Genomic DNA, 21,040 nt, shown 5'->3' on the forward strand with positions numbered 1-21,040 from the left:
CTATAATCTTCTTACTGCGTCCTTAAATTTTCTTCCTCTATCCTCGTAATCCTCAAACAAATCAAAACTAGCACAAGCCGGAGACAACAATACCGTTTCTCCTTTATCTGCTAATCTATAAGCAACTCTTACGGCATCGTCTGCCGACTCTACCTCTTCAATAAAATCAACAATATTTTCAAACGCATTTTTAATCTTAGTATTATCTAATCCTAAACAAATAATTGCCTTTACCTTTTCTCTTACCAATGGAAATAACTCCGCATAATCGTTCCCTTTATCCACTCCTCCAACTATCCAAACGGTCTGCTCATTCATACATTCCAATGCATAAAAAGTTGCGTTTACGTTTGTTGCCTTAGAATCGTTAATATACGCTACACCATTTACTTTTAAAACATGTTCCAATCTATGTTCAGCTCCTTCAAAACTCTCTAACGATTCCAAAATTGTTTTCTTTCTAGCTTTTAACAATTGTGCTGCCAATCCTGCAGCCATTGCATTCTTTGTATTGTGTTTTCCTGCTAATGGTAATTTTGAAATACTCATCTTCAATTTCTCTTTATTTGTTTTTATTACAATTTCATCTTCTTTAACATAAGCTCCTGGCCTTTGCTGCTTATCTACTAACGAGAAAGGCACCAGCTGAGCTTTGGGTTTGTGTTTTTCTATACCCGCCACAATTACCGGGTCGTCTGCATCGTATATTAAATAGTCCGATGCTTTTTGGTTCATTGTGATTCGGAATTTAGAAGCTACATACTTCTCAAAATCATTATCATATCGATCCAAATGATCTGGAGTAATATTTGTAATTACTGCTACATGTGGTCTAAAATCTTTTATCCCATCAAGCTGAAAACTACTTAACTCCAATACATATTTTAAATAATCCTCATTCGCTACTTGCTTGGCAAAACTATCTCCTATGTTTCCTCCAATTCCTACGTGGTACCCAGCTTCATTTAACAAGTGATGCGTTAACATTGTTGTGGTGGTTTTTCCATTAGACCCCGTAATCCCAATAATTAAAGCATCGGTGTATTTACCTGCAAACTCTATTTCTGATATTACCGGAATTCCCTTCCCTAACAATAACTGAATTAAAGGAACTCGCTCTGGAATACCAGGACTTTTAACGACTATAGCAGCATTATCAATTAACGCCTGCGTATGTTGTCCAGACTCAAAAGCAATCTCATTTTCTTGCAACGTTTCCAAATACGGACTCTTAATTTCCGATCGGTCACTAACAAAAACATCCATCCCTAGCTTTTTGGCTAAGATGGCTGCTCCCACTCCACTTTCTCCTGCTCCTAAGACAACAACTCTCTCCATCTATCTCATCTTTAAGGTTACTACAGTTAACACCGCCAATAAAATTCCAACAATTAAAAATCGTGCAACAATTTTACTCTCATGGTATCCTTTCTTTTGATAATGGTGATGCAATGGAGCCATTTTAAAGATCCTTCTTCCTTCACCAAACTTCTTCTTAGTATACTTAAAGTATCCTACCTGTAATATCACCGACATATTTTCAGCAACAAAAATCCCCGCTAAAATTGGTATCAATAACTCTTTACGAACCGCAATTGCAATTACCGCTATAATTCCTCCAATGGTTAAACTTCCTGTATCTCCCATAAAAACTTGAGCCGGATAAGTATTGTACCACAAGAAACCTATCAAACCACCTGCAAAGGCACTTACAAACACTGTCATTTCCCCGGAATTCGGAATGTACATTACATTTAAATAATCCGAAAACACAATATTCCCAGACACCCAACAGAAAACCCCAAGTACTGCCACAATTATTGTAGAGGAACCTGCTGCCAACCCATCTATACCATCTGTTAAATTAGCTCCATTAGAAATACCTGTTACGATAATAATTACAATTGGTATAAAAATGATCCAAGCATAATCTGCCGCTCCATCTCCTATCCAAGAAATCAAGGCAGCATAGTCGAATTCATTATTTTTTAAGAAAGGAATAGTTGTCTTTACCGATTTATGAGCTTCCCCAAACAAATGCGTATTGGCTACTTTTTCAGAAAAAGGCAGCTCTTCTTTCATTGTTACAGACGGGTGGAAATACAACATTGCTCCAACAAACAACCCTAAACCAACCTGACCCAACACCTTAAACTTTCCTTTTAACCCTTCTTTGTCTTTTTTAAACACCTTGATATAATCGTCTATAAAACCAATAGTCCCCATCCAAAGCGTTGCTACAATTAAAGTAACTACATAGATATTATCTAACTTTGTAAATAGAAATACCGGAATTAAAGTTGCGACAATAATCATGATTCCTCCCATGGTAGGAGTTCCTGCTTTTTGAACTTGACCATCCAAACCTAAATCACGAATGGTTTCTCCTACTTGTTGTTTACGTAAAAAGTCTATCAACCTTCTTCCATAAATACTAGACAATAGCAAAGCAGTCATAAACGCCAATGCAGAACGGAATGTGATATACTGAAACAAACTTGCTCCAGGAAATTGAAATTGATTTTCTAAATAGTCAAATAGATAGTATAACATTACTTCTTTAGTGTTTGAAAAGTTTCCATTAATGTTTCTTTATCGTTAAAATAGCTCCTTTTTCCATTTACTTCTTGATAGGTTTCGTGTCCTTTACCAGCCACCAAAACCACATCTCCTTTATTCGCCAGCTTACATGCTGTTTTTATCGCTTGTTTTCTGTCCTGAATTGTTAAAACTCTAGACAAATCATCTGCTAAAATTCCAGCCTCCATATCTTCCAAAATCTTTTCGGGATCTTCCGTTCTTGGATTATCAGAAGTTAAAACTACCTGAGCACTGTATGTTGCCGCAATGTTGGCCATTTTAGGCCTTTTAGTTTTATCTCTATCACCACCACAACCTACAACAGTTATTATCTTGGTTTCTGGCTGAATGATATCTTTTATAGTACTTAAAATATTCTTTAGTGCATCTGGAGTATGGGCATAGTCTACAACACTTACAATCCCTGTTGTAGAAACCTGATACTGAAATCTTCCATCTACACTCTTCAATTGACTCAAAGCAATTAGCAACTCATTTTCATCAACCTCTAATTCTTTAGCCACACCATATATAGCCCCAAGGTTAGATGCATTAAAACCACCCACCAATTGTACCCAAACCTCTTGGTTATTGATTTGCAACAACATTCCAGAAAAACTCTTTTCTAAAATTTTGATTCGATAATCTGCCAATGTTTTCTGTGCATACGACTTTTTTGCTGCCTTGGTATTTTGCAACATAAAGTTCCCGTTCTTATCATCTACATTGGTTAAAGCAAAAGCATGTTTAGACAAACCATCAAAGAATGCCTTCTTAACATCTCTATACTCAGCAAAAGTTTTATGATAATCTAAATGATCGTGTGTTATATTGGTAAAAACACCTCCATTAAATTCTAAACCATGCGTTCTAGCTTGATGAATTCCATGCGAACTCACCTCCATAAAACAATACTCCACACCAGCATCTACCATTTTTGACATGCACTCATTAATAGTTAATGAATCTGGTGTAGTATGTGTAGCTGGAAAAATCTCTTTATCCACCACTACTTTAACAGTGGAAAGCAATCCTGTTTTATAACCTAACAACTGAAATAGTTGATGCAGTAAACTCGCTACAGTAGTTTTACCGTTCGTTCCGGTAACACCTACTAACTTTATTTTTTTAGATGGATGATTGTAAAAATTAGCAGCTAACTCAGCCAAGGCAATGGTTGAATCTGCTACTTTTACATAAACCACCTCATCTTTTAATTCGCTTGGTAACTCTTCACACACAATTACAGCCGCACCTAAATCAATGGCTTTGGCAATATAATTATGTCCATCTACATGTACCCCTCTCTGAGCTAAGAACAAAGTCCCTTCTTTCACTTTTCTAGAATCAAAAGCAATAGCACCAACCTCTAAAGAATTCTTTAGATTGATACTTTCTAAAACTGTTACGCTATGTAATATTTTTTGTAATTCCATAAAGCTAGTTCAACACTACTTGTTGTCCTTTTCTAATTTTAGTTCCTTTTAAAATTGACTGTCTTTTTACCCAATCTGTTTTTCCATGGATTGCTACTCTTAACCCTTTATTTTCTAACACAGAAACAGCATCCATTAAAGCCATCCCTCTTACATTTGGCATTTTTAGTTCTGTATTGGTATTTGCCTTGTAAAATTTTTCTTCTGCCTTATCTAAAACAGCCACAGACAACTCATCTTCCATACTCACTTCCTGCTCTTGTAAATTGCTTGCATAAATTTTTTGCGCAATCGCTTTAAAAACAGGAGCCGCTACCGTTGCTCCATAATACCCTTTTCTTTTATTAGGCTTATTAACAACTACAATACACGAATACTTTGGATTCTTAGCCGGAAAAAATCCTGCAAAAGAAGAGATATACTGTGTATTCCCCGTCCAATACTCTGCCTGACATGTTCCTGTTTTACCCGCCATAGAAAAATTAGGCGAGTACAATCGTTCTCCAGTACCTCTTTTAACCACATTCTCCAAAATTGCTTGCAACTTCAACACATTTTCTTCTGATGCAATTCGTTCCTTTATAATTTCTGTTTTAAAAGTTTCCTCTACAATTCCTTGATTCCTTAACTCTTTGATAAACTTAGGACGAACCATAATTCCATTGTTCCCAATAGCATTGTAAAATGTTAAAATTTGTAATGGCGTAATTTTAATTCCATAGCCCCACGCCATCCATGGCAAAGACAAACCATTCCAACTTTTAGGATCTCCTTTTTTAACGTACTTAGGATCTGGAATAAACGGAGTTCCTTCTCCTTTTATTGGTATACCTATTTTTTCTCCAAAACCTAAATCTTTTACCCCATCTACAAACTGCTGCGGATTGCTTTTGTAATTCTCCATCACCATTTTGGCAATTCCAACATTAGAAGAAACTTCAATAGCCCTTGCCAACGAAACTTTTCCGTAACCACCTCTATGAGAATCGCGAATACTTCTTCCATATACCTTAATAACACCTTTCTCGGTATCTACCACCTTACCCGTATCCACTTTTTCATCTTCCAAAGCCACTAACAAACTAGCCAACTTAAATGTTGAGCCTGGTTCTTGAGCCTCATAAACCGCATAATTTCTCTTCTCAAAATATTTACCAGGTGCAGATCTTCCTAAATTCACAATAGCTTTTACATCACCAGTCTCTGCTTCCATCACCACCGCACAACCATGATCAGCCTCAAACTTTACCAACTGACTTAACAATGCATTGTGAGCTACATCCTGAATATTCACATCAATGGTTGTAATTACATCTCTACCATCCTGAGGCTCCTGCTCATTCTTATCATTAATAGGCTTCCACTGCCCTTTGGCTATTTTTTGTTTCTTACGCCAACCATTATGCTCTTTTAAATGATTGATAAAAGCCCCCTCTATACCTACATGACCTCTATAATCCGCATAACCTACGGTTCTCACCCCCATTTCGCCCAATGGTCTGGCTCTTACATTTCTTTGCTCGGTAATTAAACCACCTCTATATTTACCATGCTTTAAAACAGGAAAAGATTTTAAACGCACATAATCTATGTACCCAAGATCTCTTGCTATAAATAAGTAACGATTCTTTCTTCTTTTTGCAGTCTTTAAATAATTCCTGTAATAAGTAGAAGACTTTCCAAACATTACTGCTAAAGAATCTGCCAAAGCATTTACCCCTTCATCAAATTTTTTGTTCTTAACAGCAGACACAACATCCATCCTTACCGTATATTTAGACATGGTAGTTGCCAACAAATCTCCCGAAGCAGCGTACACGTTTCCTCTATTCGCAAAAATGGTATCTGTTTTTATAGTACGACTAGACAGTATGTCTTTATATTTATCTCCCTCAACAGTCTGAATTAGTCCAACACGAATAGCAAGCACCACAAAACAGACCGCTAGTCCTAGCACTAGCCATCCTAATCTGTCTATGATTTTTTTATCTGTTGCACTCAAAGCTCTAGTCTTCTTTTTTTACTACTATTTTAACTGGTGGAGTTGAAGAAGGAACTAAACCCTCATCTACCACCTTTCCTTTTATACTAGACTCCATCTTTAATCGAGTCACTTTTGTAGCACTATCTATATATTCGGCCTTTAACACTTTTATTTGTTTTTGCAAGGCCGCAATCTTTATCACTTTTTCATCTGTTTGATGGGAGCAAGTAATCATTACAATTGACATTCCCAAAATGGTAAAAATCACCTTCCAGTTTTGTGAAGACTCTCTTTTTGTTAAGAAATCTCCTTTTAACAAGCCTGAAAAAAAGTCACCAACCCCCATCATACAGCTATAATTTTAACTTAGCAATTCTCAACTTCGCGCTTCGCGCTCGGTTATTTAATTTGATCTCCTCTGGGGTAGGTAAAATCAACTTTCCAACTTTCTGCATAGGAACACTTATATTCCCATAAAAATCTTTCTCTGGCAACCCCTCAAAAATCCCATTCTGAATAAATCGCTTTACCAATCTATCTTCTAAAGAGTGATATGAAATTACACTCAATCTACCATCCTCTGTTAAAACTGCAGGAATTTGAGTTAAAAACTCTTTTAACACTTCTAACTCCTCGTTCACCTCAATTCGTAATGCCTGAAATATTTGCGCTAAAATTTTATGTTCTTTTGCTTTTGGCAAAAATTGAGCTAACACTTCTTTTAACTCAAAACTTGTATTTATTTTCTTTTCTTCTCTGGCAGCCACAATAACCTTGGCCATTGCCCTTCCATTTCTTAATTCTCCGTATTGAAACAAAATATTTGCAACATCCTCCTGAGAGTATTCATTTACAATATTCCAAGCACTCACTTCAGAACTCTGATCCATCCTCATATCCAACTTTGCATCAAAGCGAGTAGAAAACCCTCTATCAGCTTCATCAAATTGATGAGAAGAAACACCAAAGTCTCCCAACACCCCATCTACCTTTCTCACACCATAAAACCTAAGAAAGCGCTCTATATATCTAAAATTTTGTGGTATCAACGTAAAACGCTCATCATCTATAGCATTCTCGTGCGCATCTGGATCCTGATCAAAAGCATACAATTTACCAGCATCTCCCAATCGAGATAAAATCTCCTTGGAATGACCACCTCCTCCAAAAGTCACATCCACATACACACCACCTGGCTTAATAGCCAAGGCATCTACACTCTCTTTTAATAATACTGGATTATGATAATTCATCTTCTTCTAAATTTAAACCTCCCATTACCTGCTCTGCCAATTCCGCAAAATCATCTACAGCACCGTCAACCGCATTCTCATACAAGTCTTTATCCCAAATCTCTATAATAGAAATTGCAGAAGAGAAGACAACCTCTTTTTTTATACCAGAAAAAGCCAACAAATCTTTTGGAAGCAACAATCTCCCTGTACTATCCAATTCAATCAATTTTACACCCGAAGTAAACAAACGAATGAAATCATTGTTCTTTTTTACAAACCTATTTAGCTTTCCTACCTGCCCCATTACCTTCTTCCATTCCGCCATAGGATACAACTCTAAACACTTCTGAAAAACAGAACGTTTTAACACAAACCCCTCATGCACAACCGGTTCTAGCTGCTTTTTTAAAGCAGCTGCCAGCATCACACGACCTTTCGCATCTGCTTTACATTCATATGTTCCTATTAAAGTATCCATCCCCGTATAACTTTTCAAAAATATAAATATTTTACCACAATTTACCACATTACCCCACTATTGTTAATAAGTTTTACATCAAGACATCTTCTTTTGTATATTTTTCAATATCAACCAATTACAATTACCCTTGTTAAACTTTTGGTCATATAACTTTAGCCGTGGATTTTTATGAAAAAAAAGGTTACATTTGTGCCGAATGTAAGCTAAGAGAACTAGGATGGTACATAATTTAATAACGGAAGGCGAATTTAAATACTTGGAAGCTGGTGAAGGTAAAACTTTAATAGTTTTACACGGTTTAATGGGTACTTTAGATGATTTTGATGGTGTCTTGAATTATTTTTCTAAGCAAGGATATCGTGTTCTTGTACCTGAATTACCTATATACACATTGCCAATTATAAAAACCAACGTAAAGAATCTTGCAAAATACGTAAAGAACTTTATGGAGTTTAAAAACATTCCACAAGCTACCATTATTGGTAACTCATTAGGTGGACATGTGGCATTGTACTTAACCAAAGCTTTTCCGGAACTTGTACATTCGTTAGTTTTAACAGGAAGCTCTGGATTGTATGAAAAAGCAATGGGAGACACTTACCCTAAAAGAGGAAATTACGAATACATAAAAGCAAAAACAGAAGAAGTTTTTTACGACCCAAAAACAGCTACCAAAAAGATGGTAGACAACCTTTTTGAAGTAGTAAACGACAGAAACTGTGCTATTAGAATTCTTGCATTGGCAAAAAGTGCTATTAGACACAATATGGCCAAAGACCTACCAGACATGCACTTACCTACTTGCTTAATCTGGGGAAAACAAGACGGAGTTACACCACCTGAGGTTGCTGAAGACTTTAACAAATTAATGCCAAATTCTGAATTATTCTGGATTGATAAATGTGGACATGCTCCTATGAGAGAACATCCAGAATTATTTAACGACATTGTAGTTGCTTGGTTTAATAAACAAAACATATAACAATGCAGATAAAATCTGCTGAATTTATTATTAGCAATTCCGAAGTTGGCAAATGCCCCTCGGAACCTATTCCAGAATATGCTTTTATTGGAAGATCTAACGTTGGTAAGTCTTCTCTTATAAACATGTTAACCGACAGGAATAAGCTAGCCAAAACATCAAGCACACCGGGTAAAACACAGTTAATTAACCATTTTAAAATCAACAAAAATTGGTTTCTGGTAGACTTACCAGGTTATGGATATGCACGTGTTTCTAAATCTACTAAAAAGGAGTTCCAAAGCTTTATTACAGCTTATTTTAAACAAAGAAAAGAACTCGTATGTACTTTTGTTTTAATAGACTCTAGACATACTCCTCAAAAAATTGATGTAGATTTTATGGAGTTTTTAGCTGAAAATGAAATTCCATTCTGTGTAATTTTCACAAAAACAGACAAGCTCAAACCTAAAGCAGTAGCTCAAAATATTGCAAAATACAAAGAGTCTATGCTTAAAGGAAACTGGGCAGATTTCCCTACTTACTTTACCTCTTCATCATCTAACAAAAGTGGTAAAGAAGAAATTTTACACTTTATAGACCAAGTAAACAAAGATTTTTACGGAGGCAATCTGTAATACATAGAATATAGGATACGAGTAGTAAGATACTAGATTGACAAACTCTACCTATTTATTGTAAACCAAAAAAATCTTAAATCTAGTATATGCACTCTACTAAGAACAACTTACAAATTCTTTTTGAAGACAATCATATCATTGTTATCAACAAAAGAGCTGGTGATATTACTCAAGGAGATAAAACTGGAGACAAGCCACTTAGCGAAGTTGTTAAAGAGTACATTAAAGACAAATACAACAAACCCGGCAACGTATATTTAGGAGTTGTACATAGACTTGACAGACCCACAAGTGGAATTGTAATTTTTGCAAAAACGTCTAAAGCTTTAGAAAGACTAAACAAAGACTTAAGAGATAAAAAAATCCACAAAACCTACTGGGCCGTCACTAACAAAAAGGGAGTTCCTAAAAAACAAACCTTAACTAATTTTCTTGTTAAGAACCCAAAAAACAACAAATCTAGAACCTGTTCGGAAAATACTCCAAATAGCAAAAAGGCCATTCTACACTACGAGCTTATTAAGGAACTAGATAACTACCAACTGTTTGAAATTACACTTGAAACCGGTAGACATCATCAAATTAGAGTTCAACTCTCTAGTATTGGATGTATTATTAAAGGCGATTTAAAATACGGTGCCCCTAGAAGTAATAAAGACGGTAGTATTCATTTACATTCCCGTAAAATTGAGTTCACTCACCCTGTAAAAAAGGAATTGGTAACTTTTACTGCACCTGTTCCTAATGATGTTATTTGGAAAAACATCTAAGTCAACAACTTAGCACAGTACTCCCTAAAAAAAACCTACTCTAACACCACTAAGTAGAAACTATATACGCAGCTGATCCCTAGCCGAACAAATACAAAAAACTACAACAGTAGCTTTAAACCTATGCGGTAATAATTAGATATATTTTATCACAATCATAAAACAACCATGTTATTTGAAATAAATATTTGTTAAAACATTAAAAAAAATAACATTATAACAACAAACAACAACCTCCTTTAAACATAACTTAAAAAACGAACAGAAAAACCTTGTAGTTTTATTTCACTAAATAAAAACTAAAAAAGACCTCCTATATATACTAGTTAAGAAGCTCTTTTAAAAGTTTTACCAAAAATGAAAGTTAATGAAACTACAAATGAAAAAAAAAAATAATACTGCTAGGACTTTCCACAACTCTATTAGCAGGAATATCTTGCTCTAATGAAATAGAGTCAGAAATAACCACTAGCAACGAAATAGATAATTTTGAACTAACAGGAGAAGCCAAATTTGGAGCTGCACCTACAGGGTATAGTTCGGGAACCTACTTTAACAAACCTACAGGATTAACGGTTGTTAATTTTACAGGCTCTACTAGTTCGCAACTACAAACAGTTATTAACAACAATCCTAATGGAGCTATTATAAAAATCCCTAACAAAACTGGAGGATATAGCTGGAATGAAATTCAATTAAAATCTAAAATACAATTAGAAATTGCTGCGGGAACAGTAATAAAACCAGCAAACAATAATGTTAGACGTATTTTTAGCATTGGTAATGCAGGATCTGGTTCTAGAGTAAACGATGTTAGTATTGTTGGTATTGGAGGTAAATTTACAGTAGATCTTTCGGCTACAACCAACCTTAATAAAAACATGGCTGTTGTAAAAATGGGGAGAACTACAAATTTTAAAATTTCAAACTTTACTATTATAGACAGAAGAACCTCTTTAGCCTCTATTCTATTAAGCTACATCAAATCAACAACAGACAATCAACCTTGGCCTAAAAACGGTGTTATAGACAGAATCAATCAAACAGGTATTTCGCATACAGGTTATGGATTAATTCAAGCTTACTCAGCCTCTAATGTACTCTTTAAAAATCTTACTTGCGTTGGAGGAGTTACACTACGATTTGAAACTGATGACAAAACCATGAAAGATGCTGTTAAAGGAGGAGGTAAAGCCTATGGAATTAAAAATGTATATGCCGATGTAATTAAATGTACTTCTGGAATATGTCCTTTAATGTTATCCCCTCACTTTGCCGTTAACGGAAAATTAAATGCTAAAAGAATTACCGCTACAGGTTGTGCTTTTGCCGTACGAGTAGAACACGGATTCTTAGAAGTTTTTGATGCAAACAACGATTACGCCTTAACATCTGCAGGTGGTGATAATTTTAAAGCTTTTATTGCTAGTAAAATTTCCGGAACGGGAAGTGCTAATAAATTTGTTGGCAACAGATACAAAAGAAATAATGGAAACCAATGGGCCATTAGACTATCAGATGCTTCTATTAATGGAACTTTAGACACCTACATTACAGATCAGGTTGGTACACTAAAAAATGGTAAATTCTCTAACACAACTATTACTGACGTAAGAACAATATACAAACCAACAAATGCGAAATTAAAGCAAGCATTCTTAAAATATATTCCTTGTGGAGAATGGAGTTCTAAGTTAAAAAGACCAAATGATACAGGAATGAGCAATGGCTTTGAGTACTACGGTCCTTCTATGGGAGTTAGATTCGACAACACAAACGGATCTACAACCAATGGTAATTACAGAATTACAGTTAGCGGTACAACTAGCGGATTTAACACAAGCTCTAAACCTATAAGAAACGTACTCTACAACAGTCCTGATGTATGCACCACAACCAACTATGGTACGGTTCCTTTTACCTCTAGCCCTGGATTATAAAAATATTTTTACTCACAAAAAAACCTCTAACAAGTGTTAGAGGTTTTTTATACTATCGTAAAGACATTGCTTAACAATACTCATCATAAGCTCCAGACAAGTTTGCTGCAATAGCTTCTGCAGAATGCCCTTCTATATGGTGACGCTCTAACATATGTACTAACTGACCATCTTTAAACAACGCAACTGCTGGAGAAGATGGAGGAAATGGAATCATAAATTCACGTGCTTTTTGAACAGCTGCTCCATCAACACCTGCAAAAACAGTTGTTGCTTGTGTTGGTAATTTTGCATTTTGTAAAGATGCTAAAACTCCTGGTCTAGCAGTACCTGCTGCACAACCACAAACAGAATTTACAACTACTAAAGTTGTTCCTTCTTTTGCTAAAGCTGCAGTTACATCTTCTGGTGTTTTTAACGCTGCTACTCCTGCGGCTACTAATTGAGCCTCCATTGGAGCAGTTAATTCTGGTGGATACATATTTCTTGTATTAAATGATTTAAAAATTCAATGATTTAAAGACTTACTCTTTAAAGCTATACAAAGTTAGTCAATAAATATTCCAATTCCTTTTAGAATGACATAATTACGATTTCAACGAAAATTAACTGCCATTTCTACCGATTTTAACTAAGGCAAGGTTCTTGTTTAGTCATCATCATAATCAAAAAAAGAGCGTTTGTCTCTGATAATTATTTTATGAAAAAATTTGCAAACTGGATTGGAGCAGGACTTGGATGGGCAGCAGGAGGACCTATTGGACTCGTATTAGGTTACTTAATAGGGAATGTTATTAAAGGAGCTTCTACAGATTTTTCTGAATTCCAATCGGATTTTCAAGAAAAACACAAAAGCCAACAAACGCAAGCCGGAGACTTTGAAATAAGTCTATTATTTTTAGCTGCCGTTGTCATTAAAGCTGACGGTAAAATATTACAAAAGGAACTAGACTATGTTCGCAACTATTTTGTTCAGATATATGGAAAAGACAGAGCGAATAATGCTTTTAAATTGTTTAAAGAAATTATAAACGACCAAACAATCTCTACTTCTGAGGTTTGTTTACAGATTAGAGATCATATGACCTTAGAGTCTAGAACTCAATTAATCCACTTTCTATTTTCAATAGCGCAAGCAGACGGACATGTTGCAGACGTAGAAGTAAACACCATTAGAAACATTGCAAACTACCTACAGATAAGCACTACCGCTTTTGACTCTATTAAAGCCATGTTTTACAACGATTCTGAAAGTGCTTATAAAGTTTTAGAAGTTGCTAAAAGTGACGATAACGACACTATTAAAAAAGCATATAGAAAATTGGTAAAACAGCACCACCCAGACAAACTAAGACATTTGGGAGAAGAACATTTAAAAGGTGCACAAGAGAAGTTTCAAAAAATTCAAGAAGCTTACGATACCATCAAAAAAGAAAGAGGTATTTAAAACACACTATTCCATAAACAACAAAGGGTTTCCAAATATTGGAAACCCTTTGTTGTTATATAAGCTAGGATCATCGTTATTTAATCTTCTTTAGACCCAAATAACTTTTTCTTAAATGCTCCAAAGAATCCTGCCACTCCAATTGCAATTACCTTCCAAAACTTTAGTAACATTACTAAAATTCCTGTTTTAGCTAATACTTTACCTGCAATTAAACCACCAATACCATAGGCTGCAATTTTATCTATACCAGCATCAAATTCTTTATAAGTATATCCTTTAGAGAAATGAACACTATTTAAAATCTTATCAATATCCTTATTTACCACATCTAACTGACTCATATCTGCAATAACATTTAAGTTTAAGTACCCTTTTCTTCCCAAAACTCTAACATTGTAATTTAGTACATTTTCCGAGCCTCCATCAAATTTTAGTTCCTTAGCCCAATGTAATTTTTTGTTTTTTTCATCGTAAAAAGGAGGAGTAGCCCATCCTACTAATTCAATCGCAGGATACCCTTGCTCAACTCTGGTTTTATTTGCTTCTAAAGCATCCTCTTTCATTTGTTCTAACAAATCATCATAATCCAAATCTTTAGCATCTTCATCCTTTACATAACCATCCTCAGAATACGTAATCTCTACTGCATACTTAAACACAGGACTTACAGCAGAAGTGCTATCAGGAAACATTAAACCAATAATCTGACTTGGAGGATTTCCCCAAAATTTCTCTAGAACATACGCTCCCTCATCCCCTTCTAAATAAGTAAACCCTTCGGGAATATTTAGCACTGCTAATTCGCCGTCTAACTTCCTAATTCCAGAATAATAGGTAAACGTACTATTTACACTATCCATTTTTTTAATAAGAGCTAACTCCTCTAGTGTTAACTCATCTCCTTCAGTTGCATACGAGACAACTGCAAATAGCATTGTAAATGCTAAAAGAACCTTCTTCATAGTTTTATTTTTTTATCAAAACCAAAGAAACATAACTTTATTTTAATTCAAAACTAAAAATCAATAGTTTATATTAACTATTAGTTAAATCTTGCTATTGATAATCCACAATTAAAAATGTAATTTCGCCACTTTAATAGAATTTGGTAAAAATGAGTGCAAATTTCAAGGAATACAAGGGATTAAGTTTAACGAACATTGCTGAGGAGACCCTAAAATTTTGGCAAGAGAATGATATCTTCCAAAAAAGTATTGAAACCCGCGAAGGAAAAGAACCTTTCGTGTTTTTCGAGGGACCACCATCAGCAAACGGGCTGCCTGGAATTCACCACGTTTTAGGAAGAACTATTAAAGATATCTACCCGCGTTACAAAACCATGAAAGGTTTTAAAGTACAACGTAAGGCAGGATGGGACACACATGGTTTACCTGTTGAATTGGGTGTAGAAAAAGAATTAGGAATTACCAAAGAAGATATTGGTTCTAAAATATCTATAGAGGAATACAACGAAGCTTGTAAAAAAGCCGTAATGAAGTATACCGATATTTGGAACAACTTAACAGAACGTATTGGATACTGGGTAGATATGGAAGATCCATATGTTACTTATACACCTAAGTACATGGAATCTGTTTGGTGGTTGTTAGGACAAATTTACAAGAAGAATTTATTATATAAAGGGTATACTATACAACCGTATTCGCCAAAAGCGGGTACAGGATTAAGTTCTCACGAAATTAACCAACCTGGGGCTTACCAAGATGTTACAGACACTACCATTGTAGCTCAGTTTAAAACGATTAAGGAAACACTTCCAGAAAGTTTACAAACACTAGAAGAGGTTCATATTTTAGCATGGACTACAACTCCTTGGACATTACCAAGTAATACCGCTTTAACTGTTGGACCAAAAATTGAGTATGTTTTAGTAAAATCATTCAATCAATACACTAAGAAACCAATCAACGTTATCCTAGCTAAGAACTTAGTTGCGAAACAATTCTCTAAGAAATTTAGTGCTGTAGCAACAGAAGAAGAATTAGAAGCGTACCAGCCAGAGGACAAAAAAATCCCTTATCTGGTTACAGAATCATTTATTGGAAAAGATTTAGTTGGTATAAAATACGAACAATTATTACCATGGGTACTACCTTATGAAAACCCAGAAAATGCATTTAGAGTAATTTCTGGTGATTTTGTTACTACCGAGGATGGTACTGGTATTGTACACACAGCACCTACTTTTGGAGCAGATGATGCCTTTGTTGCAAAAAATGCAGAACCAGAAGTACCACCAATGTTGGTATTAGACGATAACGACAACCCTGTTCCATTGGTAGACCTACAAGGTCGTTTTACAAAACACGTAGGGCCACATGCAGGAAAATACGTTAAAAACGATTACTACAATGCAGATGAAGTTCCAGAAAAATCTGTAGATGTAGAAATCGCAATTCAACTAAAAGAAGAGAACAAAGCTTTTAATGTAGAGAAATACAAGCACAGTTACCCACACTGTTGGAGAACAGACAAGCCTGTTTTATACTATCCATTAGACTCTTGGTTTATAAAAGTGACAGACGTAAAAGAACGTATGTTCGAGTTGAATGAAACCATTAACTGGAAACCAGAATCTACAGGTACTGGACGTTTTGGAAACTGGTTAAAAAATGCAAATGACTGGAATTTATCTCGTTCTCGTTATTGGGGAATTCCATTGCCTATTTGGAGAACCGAAGATGGAACAGAAGAACTTTTAATTAGTTCTGTAGAGGAATTAAAACAAGAAATAGAAAAAGCACGTGCAGCTGGAATTGAAAACCCAACTTCTTTTGATGCTTTTGAAATTGGTGATTTATCTGACAGCAATTACAATCAGATAGATTTACATAAAAATGTAGTTGATGCTATTACTTTAGTATCGCCTAAAGGTCAGCCAATGAAACGTGAATCTGATTTGATTGATGTTTGGTTTGATTCTGGAGCTATGCCATACGCACAACAGCATTATCCATTTGAAAACAAAGAATTAATTGACAACAACGAGTTTTACCCTGCTAACTTTATTGCAGAAGGAGTAGATCAGACTCGTGGATGGTTCTATACATTACACGCTATTGGTACCATGGTTTTTGATTCTGTTGCTTATAAAAATGTAGTTTCTAACGGATTGGTTTTAGACAAGCACGGTAAGAAAATGTCTAAACGTTTAGGAAACGGAGTTGATCCTTTTGCTACTATGGACAAATATGGACCAGATGCAACACGTTGGTACATGATTTCTAACGCAAATCCTTGGGACAACTTAAAATTCGACTTAGAAGGAGTTGACGAAGTAAGACGTAAGTTCTTTGGAACTTTATACAACACATATTCGTTCTTTACCCTATATGCAAATATTGACGGATTTAAATACGAAGAAGCAGATATTGCTTACAACGAAAGACCAGAAATAGACCGTTGGATTTTATCGGAACTAAACACTTTAATAGAAAAAACTGACAAGTTCTATAACGAGTACGAAGCAACAAGAGCTGCACGTGAGATTCAAGAATTTGTTACAGAAAACTTATCTAACTGGTTTGTACGTTTAAGTAGAAGACGTTTCTGGAAAGGAGACTATGGAACAGACAAAATCTCTGCTTATCAGACATTATATACTTGTATGTTAACCGTTACAAAATTGGCAGCACCTATTGCACCATTTTTCTGCGACAATTTGTATAGAGATTTAATTACTGCTACAGGGAAAGAAGATTTCGAATCTGTACACCTTGCTACTTATCCAACAGCAAATACGGCTCAGATAGATGAAGATTTAGAACGTAAGATGCAAAAAGCTCAGCAAGTTTCATCTATGGTATTATCACTACGTAAAAAGGAGATGATTAAAGTTCGTCAGCCTTTGCAAAAAGTAATGATTCCTATTTTAGATGCGCAGCAAAAAGAAGACATCTTAGCAGTTCAAGATTTAATAATATCTGAAGTAAATGTAAAAGAAATAGAACTACTAGACGATGCCTCTGGAATCTTAGTAAAAAACATAAAACCAAACTTTAAAGCTTTAGGACCTAAGTTTGGAAAAAATATGAGATTCGTAGGTGCTGAAATTCAAAAATTTAGCCAAGAAGACATTGCTAAATTAGAGCGAGATGGTAAAATTTCCATTACGATTGAAGAAAATTTAGTAGATTTAACCATTGAAGAAGTTGAGATTAGCTCTCAAGACATTGAAGGATGGTTAGTAGTTAACCAAGGGGGACTTACAGTGGCTTTAGACGTAACGATTTCTGAAGAATTAAAAAGCGAAGGTATTGCCAGAGAACTGGTAAACAGAATTCAAAACCTTCGTAAAGATTCTGGATTAGAAGTTACTGACAAAATAAAACTATCTGTTATTTCTACCGAGGCTTTAGAACAGGCTGTTCTTACTAACGAGTCTTACATTAAGAGCGAAACGTTAACGGAAAAACTAGAATTTGTATCTGAACTAAATGATGGTTTGGAAATTGAATTTGATGAAATTAAAAGTAAAATATTGATCGATAAAATTTAAGGATATGGCAGAAAGTGAAAAAGTAGTCTACAGTGACTCAGACTTAGCGGAATTCAAAGAAATTATCTTAAACAAGATAGAAAAAGCAAAAAAAGATTTAGAAATCTTACAAAGTTCTTACAAGAACGGAAGCTCTAACAACACAGATGACACATCTCCACAGTTTAAAGCTTTTGAAGAAGGTTCTGAAACAATGTCTAAAGAAGCAAACGTACAGTTAGCTATTCGTCAGGAAAAGTTTATTAGAGACTTAAAGAATGCTTTGTTACGTATTGAAAACAAAACCTATGGAATTTGCCGTGCAACTGGTAAATTAATCCAAAAAGAACGCTTAAAATTAGTACCGCATGCTACTTTAAGTATTGCTGCTAAAAAAGCAGAAAAAAGATAATTCGACATTTATTTTATAATAAAAGCCATATTAAAAAGTTTGTAATTTATATTGCAAACTTTTCTTTTTAACAAATCGATATGAACTTAAAAAAATCAATTTTTATTATTGTTTTGATTTTACTAATTGACCAGGTTAGTAAAATCTACATTAAACTAAACTTTCATCTAGGAGAAGAGGTTTATGTTTTTGATTGGTTTAGAATCCACTTTATAGAAAACAACGGAGCTGCATGGGGTACCGAGTTAGGAGGAAAAACGGGGAAACTGATTTTAACAATTTTCCGACTGTTCGCAATAGTTGGTATTGGTTACTGGTTGCATAAAAGTCTTAAGGAAAAAGCACATAACTTATTAATTATTGCCATTGCTTTTATTTTTACTGGAGCTTTAGGAAATATTATAGACTCTGTTATCTATGGAATATTATTTACAGAATCTAACTACAATACACTGTCTATTTTCGACCCTGCCAACGGTTATAGACCCGTTTTCCAAGGTAAAGTAGTAGATATGCTATACTTTCCTATTTGGGAAGGAAAACTACCTGAATGGCTACCTATAATGGGAGGAAAAAATTTCACCTTCTTTAATGCTATTTTTAATATTGCAGATTCTGCAATCTCCATTGGAGTGATGATTTTAATATTCTTTAGCAAAACTATTTTTCCTAAGAAATAACATTAAGAACTATCCTATAAAAAAGAAGGGCTTTGATTAAATCAAAGCCCTTCTTTTTTATATCTTTTTATATCATCTAACAACCTTCACTACAACACTGATCCTCTTTTACCAACTTACAAGAAGAAACAGCTGCTAAGGCTCCTAAAATAGGACCTGCTATATAAATCCATAGGTCATCAAACTTTAAAGATGCTATAGCCGGAGCTAAAGAACGAACAGGGTTCATAGAGGCATTGGTCATTGGACCTGCAAATAAGGCTTCTATCATTACCACACCCCCTATAGCAATACCAGCAACAATTCCTACTTCTTTAGAACCTGTTGATACATTTATAATAACCAACATTAAAAAGAAGGTCAACAAAAATTCAATTACAAAGCCTCTTACAGGATCTATTAATTCGCTTACATGAGTTCCTCCTAAAAATTCACTTGTAGGAAATAAAAACTTTAAAATGTAGCTTGCCAATAGGCCTCCTAAAAACTGTGCTAAGAAATACTTTGGCACCTCACTCCACTCAAACTTTTTAGCAAAAGCAAAAGCAATAGAAACCGCAGGATTTAAATGTGCTCCAGAAATATCACCAAAAGCATATATCAAGGCAATTACTATAAACCCCCATGTAATACCAATACCAACATGCGTTACTGCTCCTCCAGTTATTTCATTCACAGCCATTGATGCACAGCCACAAAAAACCAAAGTAAAAGTTCCAATAAATTCCGAAATATATCTTTTCATTTTTAAACGATTTACAGACCACAAAATTAGTGTAAAGTCTAACATCATATGTAAACCCTATATTAACAATATAAGGCTGCTCTAAGAGCAGCCTTATACAGTATTATTTATAATCTTATTAAATATTAGAAGCTAACCAGTCTCCAACCTCAGAAGTTCCATAAGACTTACCTCCATCGGCTAAATCTTCTGTTACAATTCCTTCTGCTAAAGCTTTGTTTACAGCTTCACGAATTAATTTACCTTCTTCTGCTAAACCAAAACTTTCGAACATCATTGCAGCAGACAATACAGTTGCCATTGGGTTTGCAATGTTTTTTCCTGCAGCTTGTGGATAAGATCCGTGGATAGGCTCAAATAAAGCAATATCAGACCCCATAGAAGCAGATGGCATTAATCCCATAGATCCAGAAATCACAGAAGCTTCATCTGTTAAGATATCACCAAACAAGTTTTCTGTAATTAATACATCGTAAGAAGATGGCCATTGAACTAAACGCATAGCTACAGCATCTACAAATTCATACGAAACCTCAACTTCTGGATAATCAGCCTCTAATCCTTGAACTGTTTCTCTCCATAAACGAGATGTTTCTAATACATTTGCTTTGTCTACACAACACAAACGTTTAGAACGAGTCATTGCCAACTCAAACCCTTTACGAGCCAAACGAGTTACCTCTTCTTTTGTATATAAACAGTTGTCAAAAGCAGTATCACCACCGTCTTTTCTACCTTTTTCTCCAAAGTAAATCCCTCCTGTTAATTCACGTAAGAAAACTAAATCTGTTCCCTCAATACGCTCTTGTTTTAATGGAGATTTATCTAATAAAGATGGAAAAACAAATGTAGGACGTACATTTGCAAACAATCCTAAAGCTTTACGCATTTTTAACAATCCTTGCTCCGGACGAACCTTAGCAGTTGGATCATTATCATATTTAGGATCTCCAATTGCACCAAATAATACAGCATCAGAAGATTTACAAATTTCATGAGTTTCATCTGGATAAGGTTCTCCAACCGCATCGATTGCAGCAGCACCTGTTAATGCAGGTTTCCAAGTTAATTCATGTCCAAATTTTGCAGCAATAGCATCAGAAACTTTTACTGCTTGATCGATTACTTCTGGTCCAATTCCGTCACCAGCCAATAATGCAATGTTTAATTTCATTTTTATTATAGTTTATAAAGTTCTAAAGTTTATAAAGTATCTAAAGTTGCAAG

General features: G+C 34.9%; 19 protein-coding genes. 8 read left to right on the top strand and 11 right to left on the bottom strand.

The genetic code is table 11. The annotated features are described in order from the left end of the window. The 7 genes from murD to ACXHHC_RS09430 are packed head-to-tail and all read right to left on the bottom strand — an operon-like array spanning position 1 to position 7,713. A complete protein-coding gene (gene murD / locus ACXHHC_RS09400; RefSeq protein ID WP_458226114.1) occupies positions 1 to 1,338 on the bottom strand; it encodes a UDP-N-acetylmuramoyl-L-alanine--D-glutamate ligase in 1,338 nt (445 codons plus the stop codon). Then, a complete protein-coding gene (mraY, locus tag ACXHHC_RS09405) occupies positions 1,339 to 2,553 on the bottom strand; it encodes a phospho-N-acetylmuramoyl-pentapeptide-transferase (protein ID WP_458226115.1) in 1,215 nt (404 codons plus the stop codon). Further along, on the bottom strand, positions 2,553 to 4,016 hold the full coding sequence (locus ACXHHC_RS09410; protein WP_458226116.1) for a UDP-N-acetylmuramoyl-L-alanyl-D-glutamate--2,6-diaminopimelate ligase: 1,464 nt from the start codon (positions 4,014 to 4,016) through the stop codon (positions 2,553 to 2,555). The genes mraY and ACXHHC_RS09410 overlap by 1 nt, the downstream gene beginning before the upstream one ends. 4 nt (positions 4,017 to 4,020) lie before the next feature. After that, positions 4,021 to 6,018 carry a penicillin-binding protein gene (locus ACXHHC_RS09415; RefSeq protein WP_458226117.1) on the bottom strand — a complete coding sequence of 666 codons (1,998 nt, stop codon included), beginning with the start codon at positions 6,016 to 6,018 and terminating at the stop codon, positions 4,021 to 4,023. A 4-nt stretch (positions 6,019 to 6,022) separates the two neighbouring features. Further along, positions 6,023 to 6,349 (bottom strand): FtsL-like putative cell division protein, encoded by a 327-nt coding sequence (locus tag ACXHHC_RS09420; RefSeq protein WP_458226118.1) that lies wholly within the window; start codon positions 6,347 to 6,349, stop codon positions 6,023 to 6,025. A 4-nt stretch (positions 6,350 to 6,353) separates the two neighbouring features. Beyond that, a complete protein-coding gene (gene rsmH / locus ACXHHC_RS09425) occupies positions 6,354 to 7,253 on the bottom strand; it encodes a 16S rRNA (cytosine(1402)-N(4))-methyltransferase RsmH (protein WP_458226119.1) in 900 nt (299 codons plus the stop codon). Beyond that, complete coding sequence (locus ACXHHC_RS09430) at positions 7,240 to 7,713, bottom strand: division/cell wall cluster transcriptional repressor MraZ (RefSeq protein WP_458229245.1); 474 nt, start codon at positions 7,711 to 7,713, stop codon at positions 7,240 to 7,242. The genes rsmH and ACXHHC_RS09430 overlap by 14 nt, the downstream gene beginning before the upstream one ends. A 220-nt stretch (positions 7,714 to 7,933) precedes the next feature. On the opposite strand from ACXHHC_RS09430, the gene ACXHHC_RS09435 reads away from it, so the two are divergent. The 4 genes from ACXHHC_RS09435 to ACXHHC_RS09450 all read left to right on the top strand — a co-directional run bounded on the left by ACXHHC_RS09435 (position 7,934) and on the right by ACXHHC_RS09450 (position 12,028). Continuing rightward, entirely contained in the window at positions 7,934 to 8,698 is a 765-nt protein-coding gene (locus ACXHHC_RS09435) for an alpha/beta fold hydrolase (RefSeq protein WP_458226120.1), read from the top strand. A 2-nt stretch (positions 8,699 to 8,700) separates the two neighbouring features. Continuing rightward, positions 8,701 to 9,315, top strand: a complete 615-nt coding sequence (yihA, locus tag ACXHHC_RS09440) for a ribosome biogenesis GTP-binding protein YihA/YsxC (protein ID WP_458226121.1) — start codon at positions 8,701 to 8,703, stop codon at positions 9,313 to 9,315. Positions 9,316 to 9,404: 89 nt separating this feature from the next. Further along, entirely contained in the window at positions 9,405 to 10,088 is a 684-nt protein-coding gene (locus ACXHHC_RS09445; protein ID WP_458226122.1) for an RluA family pseudouridine synthase, read from the top strand. An 881-nt stretch (positions 10,089 to 10,969) separates the two neighbouring features. Further along, complete coding sequence (locus ACXHHC_RS09450; RefSeq protein WP_458226123.1) at positions 10,970 to 12,028, top strand: hypothetical protein; 1,059 nt, start codon at positions 10,970 to 10,972, stop codon at positions 12,026 to 12,028. A gap of 70 nt (positions 12,029 to 12,098) precedes the next feature. On the opposite strand, the gene ACXHHC_RS09455 is transcribed toward ACXHHC_RS09450, so the two are convergent. After that, the gene (locus ACXHHC_RS09455) at positions 12,099 to 12,509 is read right to left on the bottom strand and encodes a BrxA/BrxB family bacilliredoxin (RefSeq protein WP_458226124.1); all 411 of its coding nucleotides are present in this window, start codon (positions 12,507 to 12,509) and stop codon (positions 12,099 to 12,101) included. Between the two features lie 219 nt (positions 12,510 to 12,728). Here ACXHHC_RS09455 and ACXHHC_RS09460 point away from each other — a divergent pair, with 219 nt between their 5' ends. Next, positions 12,729 to 13,475: a TerB family tellurite resistance protein gene (locus ACXHHC_RS09460; protein ID WP_458226125.1), complete on the top strand. Its 747-nt coding sequence runs from the start codon at positions 12,729 to 12,731 to the stop codon at positions 13,473 to 13,475. Positions 13,476 to 13,555: 80 nt separating this feature from the next. Here ACXHHC_RS09460 and ACXHHC_RS09465 read toward each other — a convergent pair whose 3' ends face one another. Then, a complete protein-coding gene (locus ACXHHC_RS09465) occupies positions 13,556 to 14,440 on the bottom strand; it encodes a DUF2167 domain-containing protein (RefSeq protein ID WP_458226126.1) in 885 nt (294 codons plus the stop codon). Positions 14,441 to 14,592: 152 nt separating this feature from the next. Here ACXHHC_RS09465 and ileS point away from each other — a divergent pair, with 152 nt between their 5' ends. The 3 genes from ileS (at position 14,593) to ACXHHC_RS09480 (ending at position 19,068) form a co-directional block, all read left to right on the top strand. Further along, the gene (gene ileS / locus ACXHHC_RS09470) at positions 14,593 to 17,997 is read left to right on the top strand and encodes an isoleucine--tRNA ligase (protein ID WP_458226127.1); all 3,405 of its coding nucleotides are present in this window, start codon (positions 14,593 to 14,595) and stop codon (positions 17,995 to 17,997) included. Positions 17,998 to 18,001: 4 nt separating this feature from the next. Beyond that, a complete protein-coding gene (locus ACXHHC_RS09475; RefSeq protein ID WP_458226128.1) occupies positions 18,002 to 18,388 on the top strand; it encodes a TraR/DksA family transcriptional regulator in 387 nt (128 codons plus the stop codon). Positions 18,389 to 18,468: 80 nt separating this feature from the next. Beyond that, positions 18,469 to 19,068 carry a lipoprotein signal peptidase gene (locus tag ACXHHC_RS09480; RefSeq protein ID WP_458226129.1) on the top strand — a complete coding sequence of 200 codons (600 nt, stop codon included), beginning with the start codon at positions 18,469 to 18,471 and terminating at the stop codon, positions 19,066 to 19,068. A gap of 76 nt (positions 19,069 to 19,144) precedes the next feature. Here ACXHHC_RS09480 and ACXHHC_RS09485 read toward each other — a convergent pair whose 3' ends face one another. Together ACXHHC_RS09485 and leuB are read right to left on the bottom strand one after the other, a co-directional pair. Next, positions 19,145 to 19,813 (bottom strand): MIP/aquaporin family protein, encoded by a 669-nt coding sequence (locus ACXHHC_RS09485; RefSeq protein ID WP_458226130.1) that lies wholly within the window; start codon positions 19,811 to 19,813, stop codon positions 19,145 to 19,147. 118 nt (positions 19,814 to 19,931) lie between these two features. Beyond that, on the bottom strand, positions 19,932 to 20,987 hold the full coding sequence (gene leuB / locus ACXHHC_RS09490) for a 3-isopropylmalate dehydrogenase (RefSeq protein ID WP_458226131.1): 1,056 nt from the start codon (positions 20,985 to 20,987) through the stop codon (positions 19,932 to 19,934). Between the last annotated feature and the right edge of the window lie 53 nt (positions 20,988 to 21,040).

Source organism: Wenyingzhuangia sp. IMCC45574 (assembly GCF_054182685.1).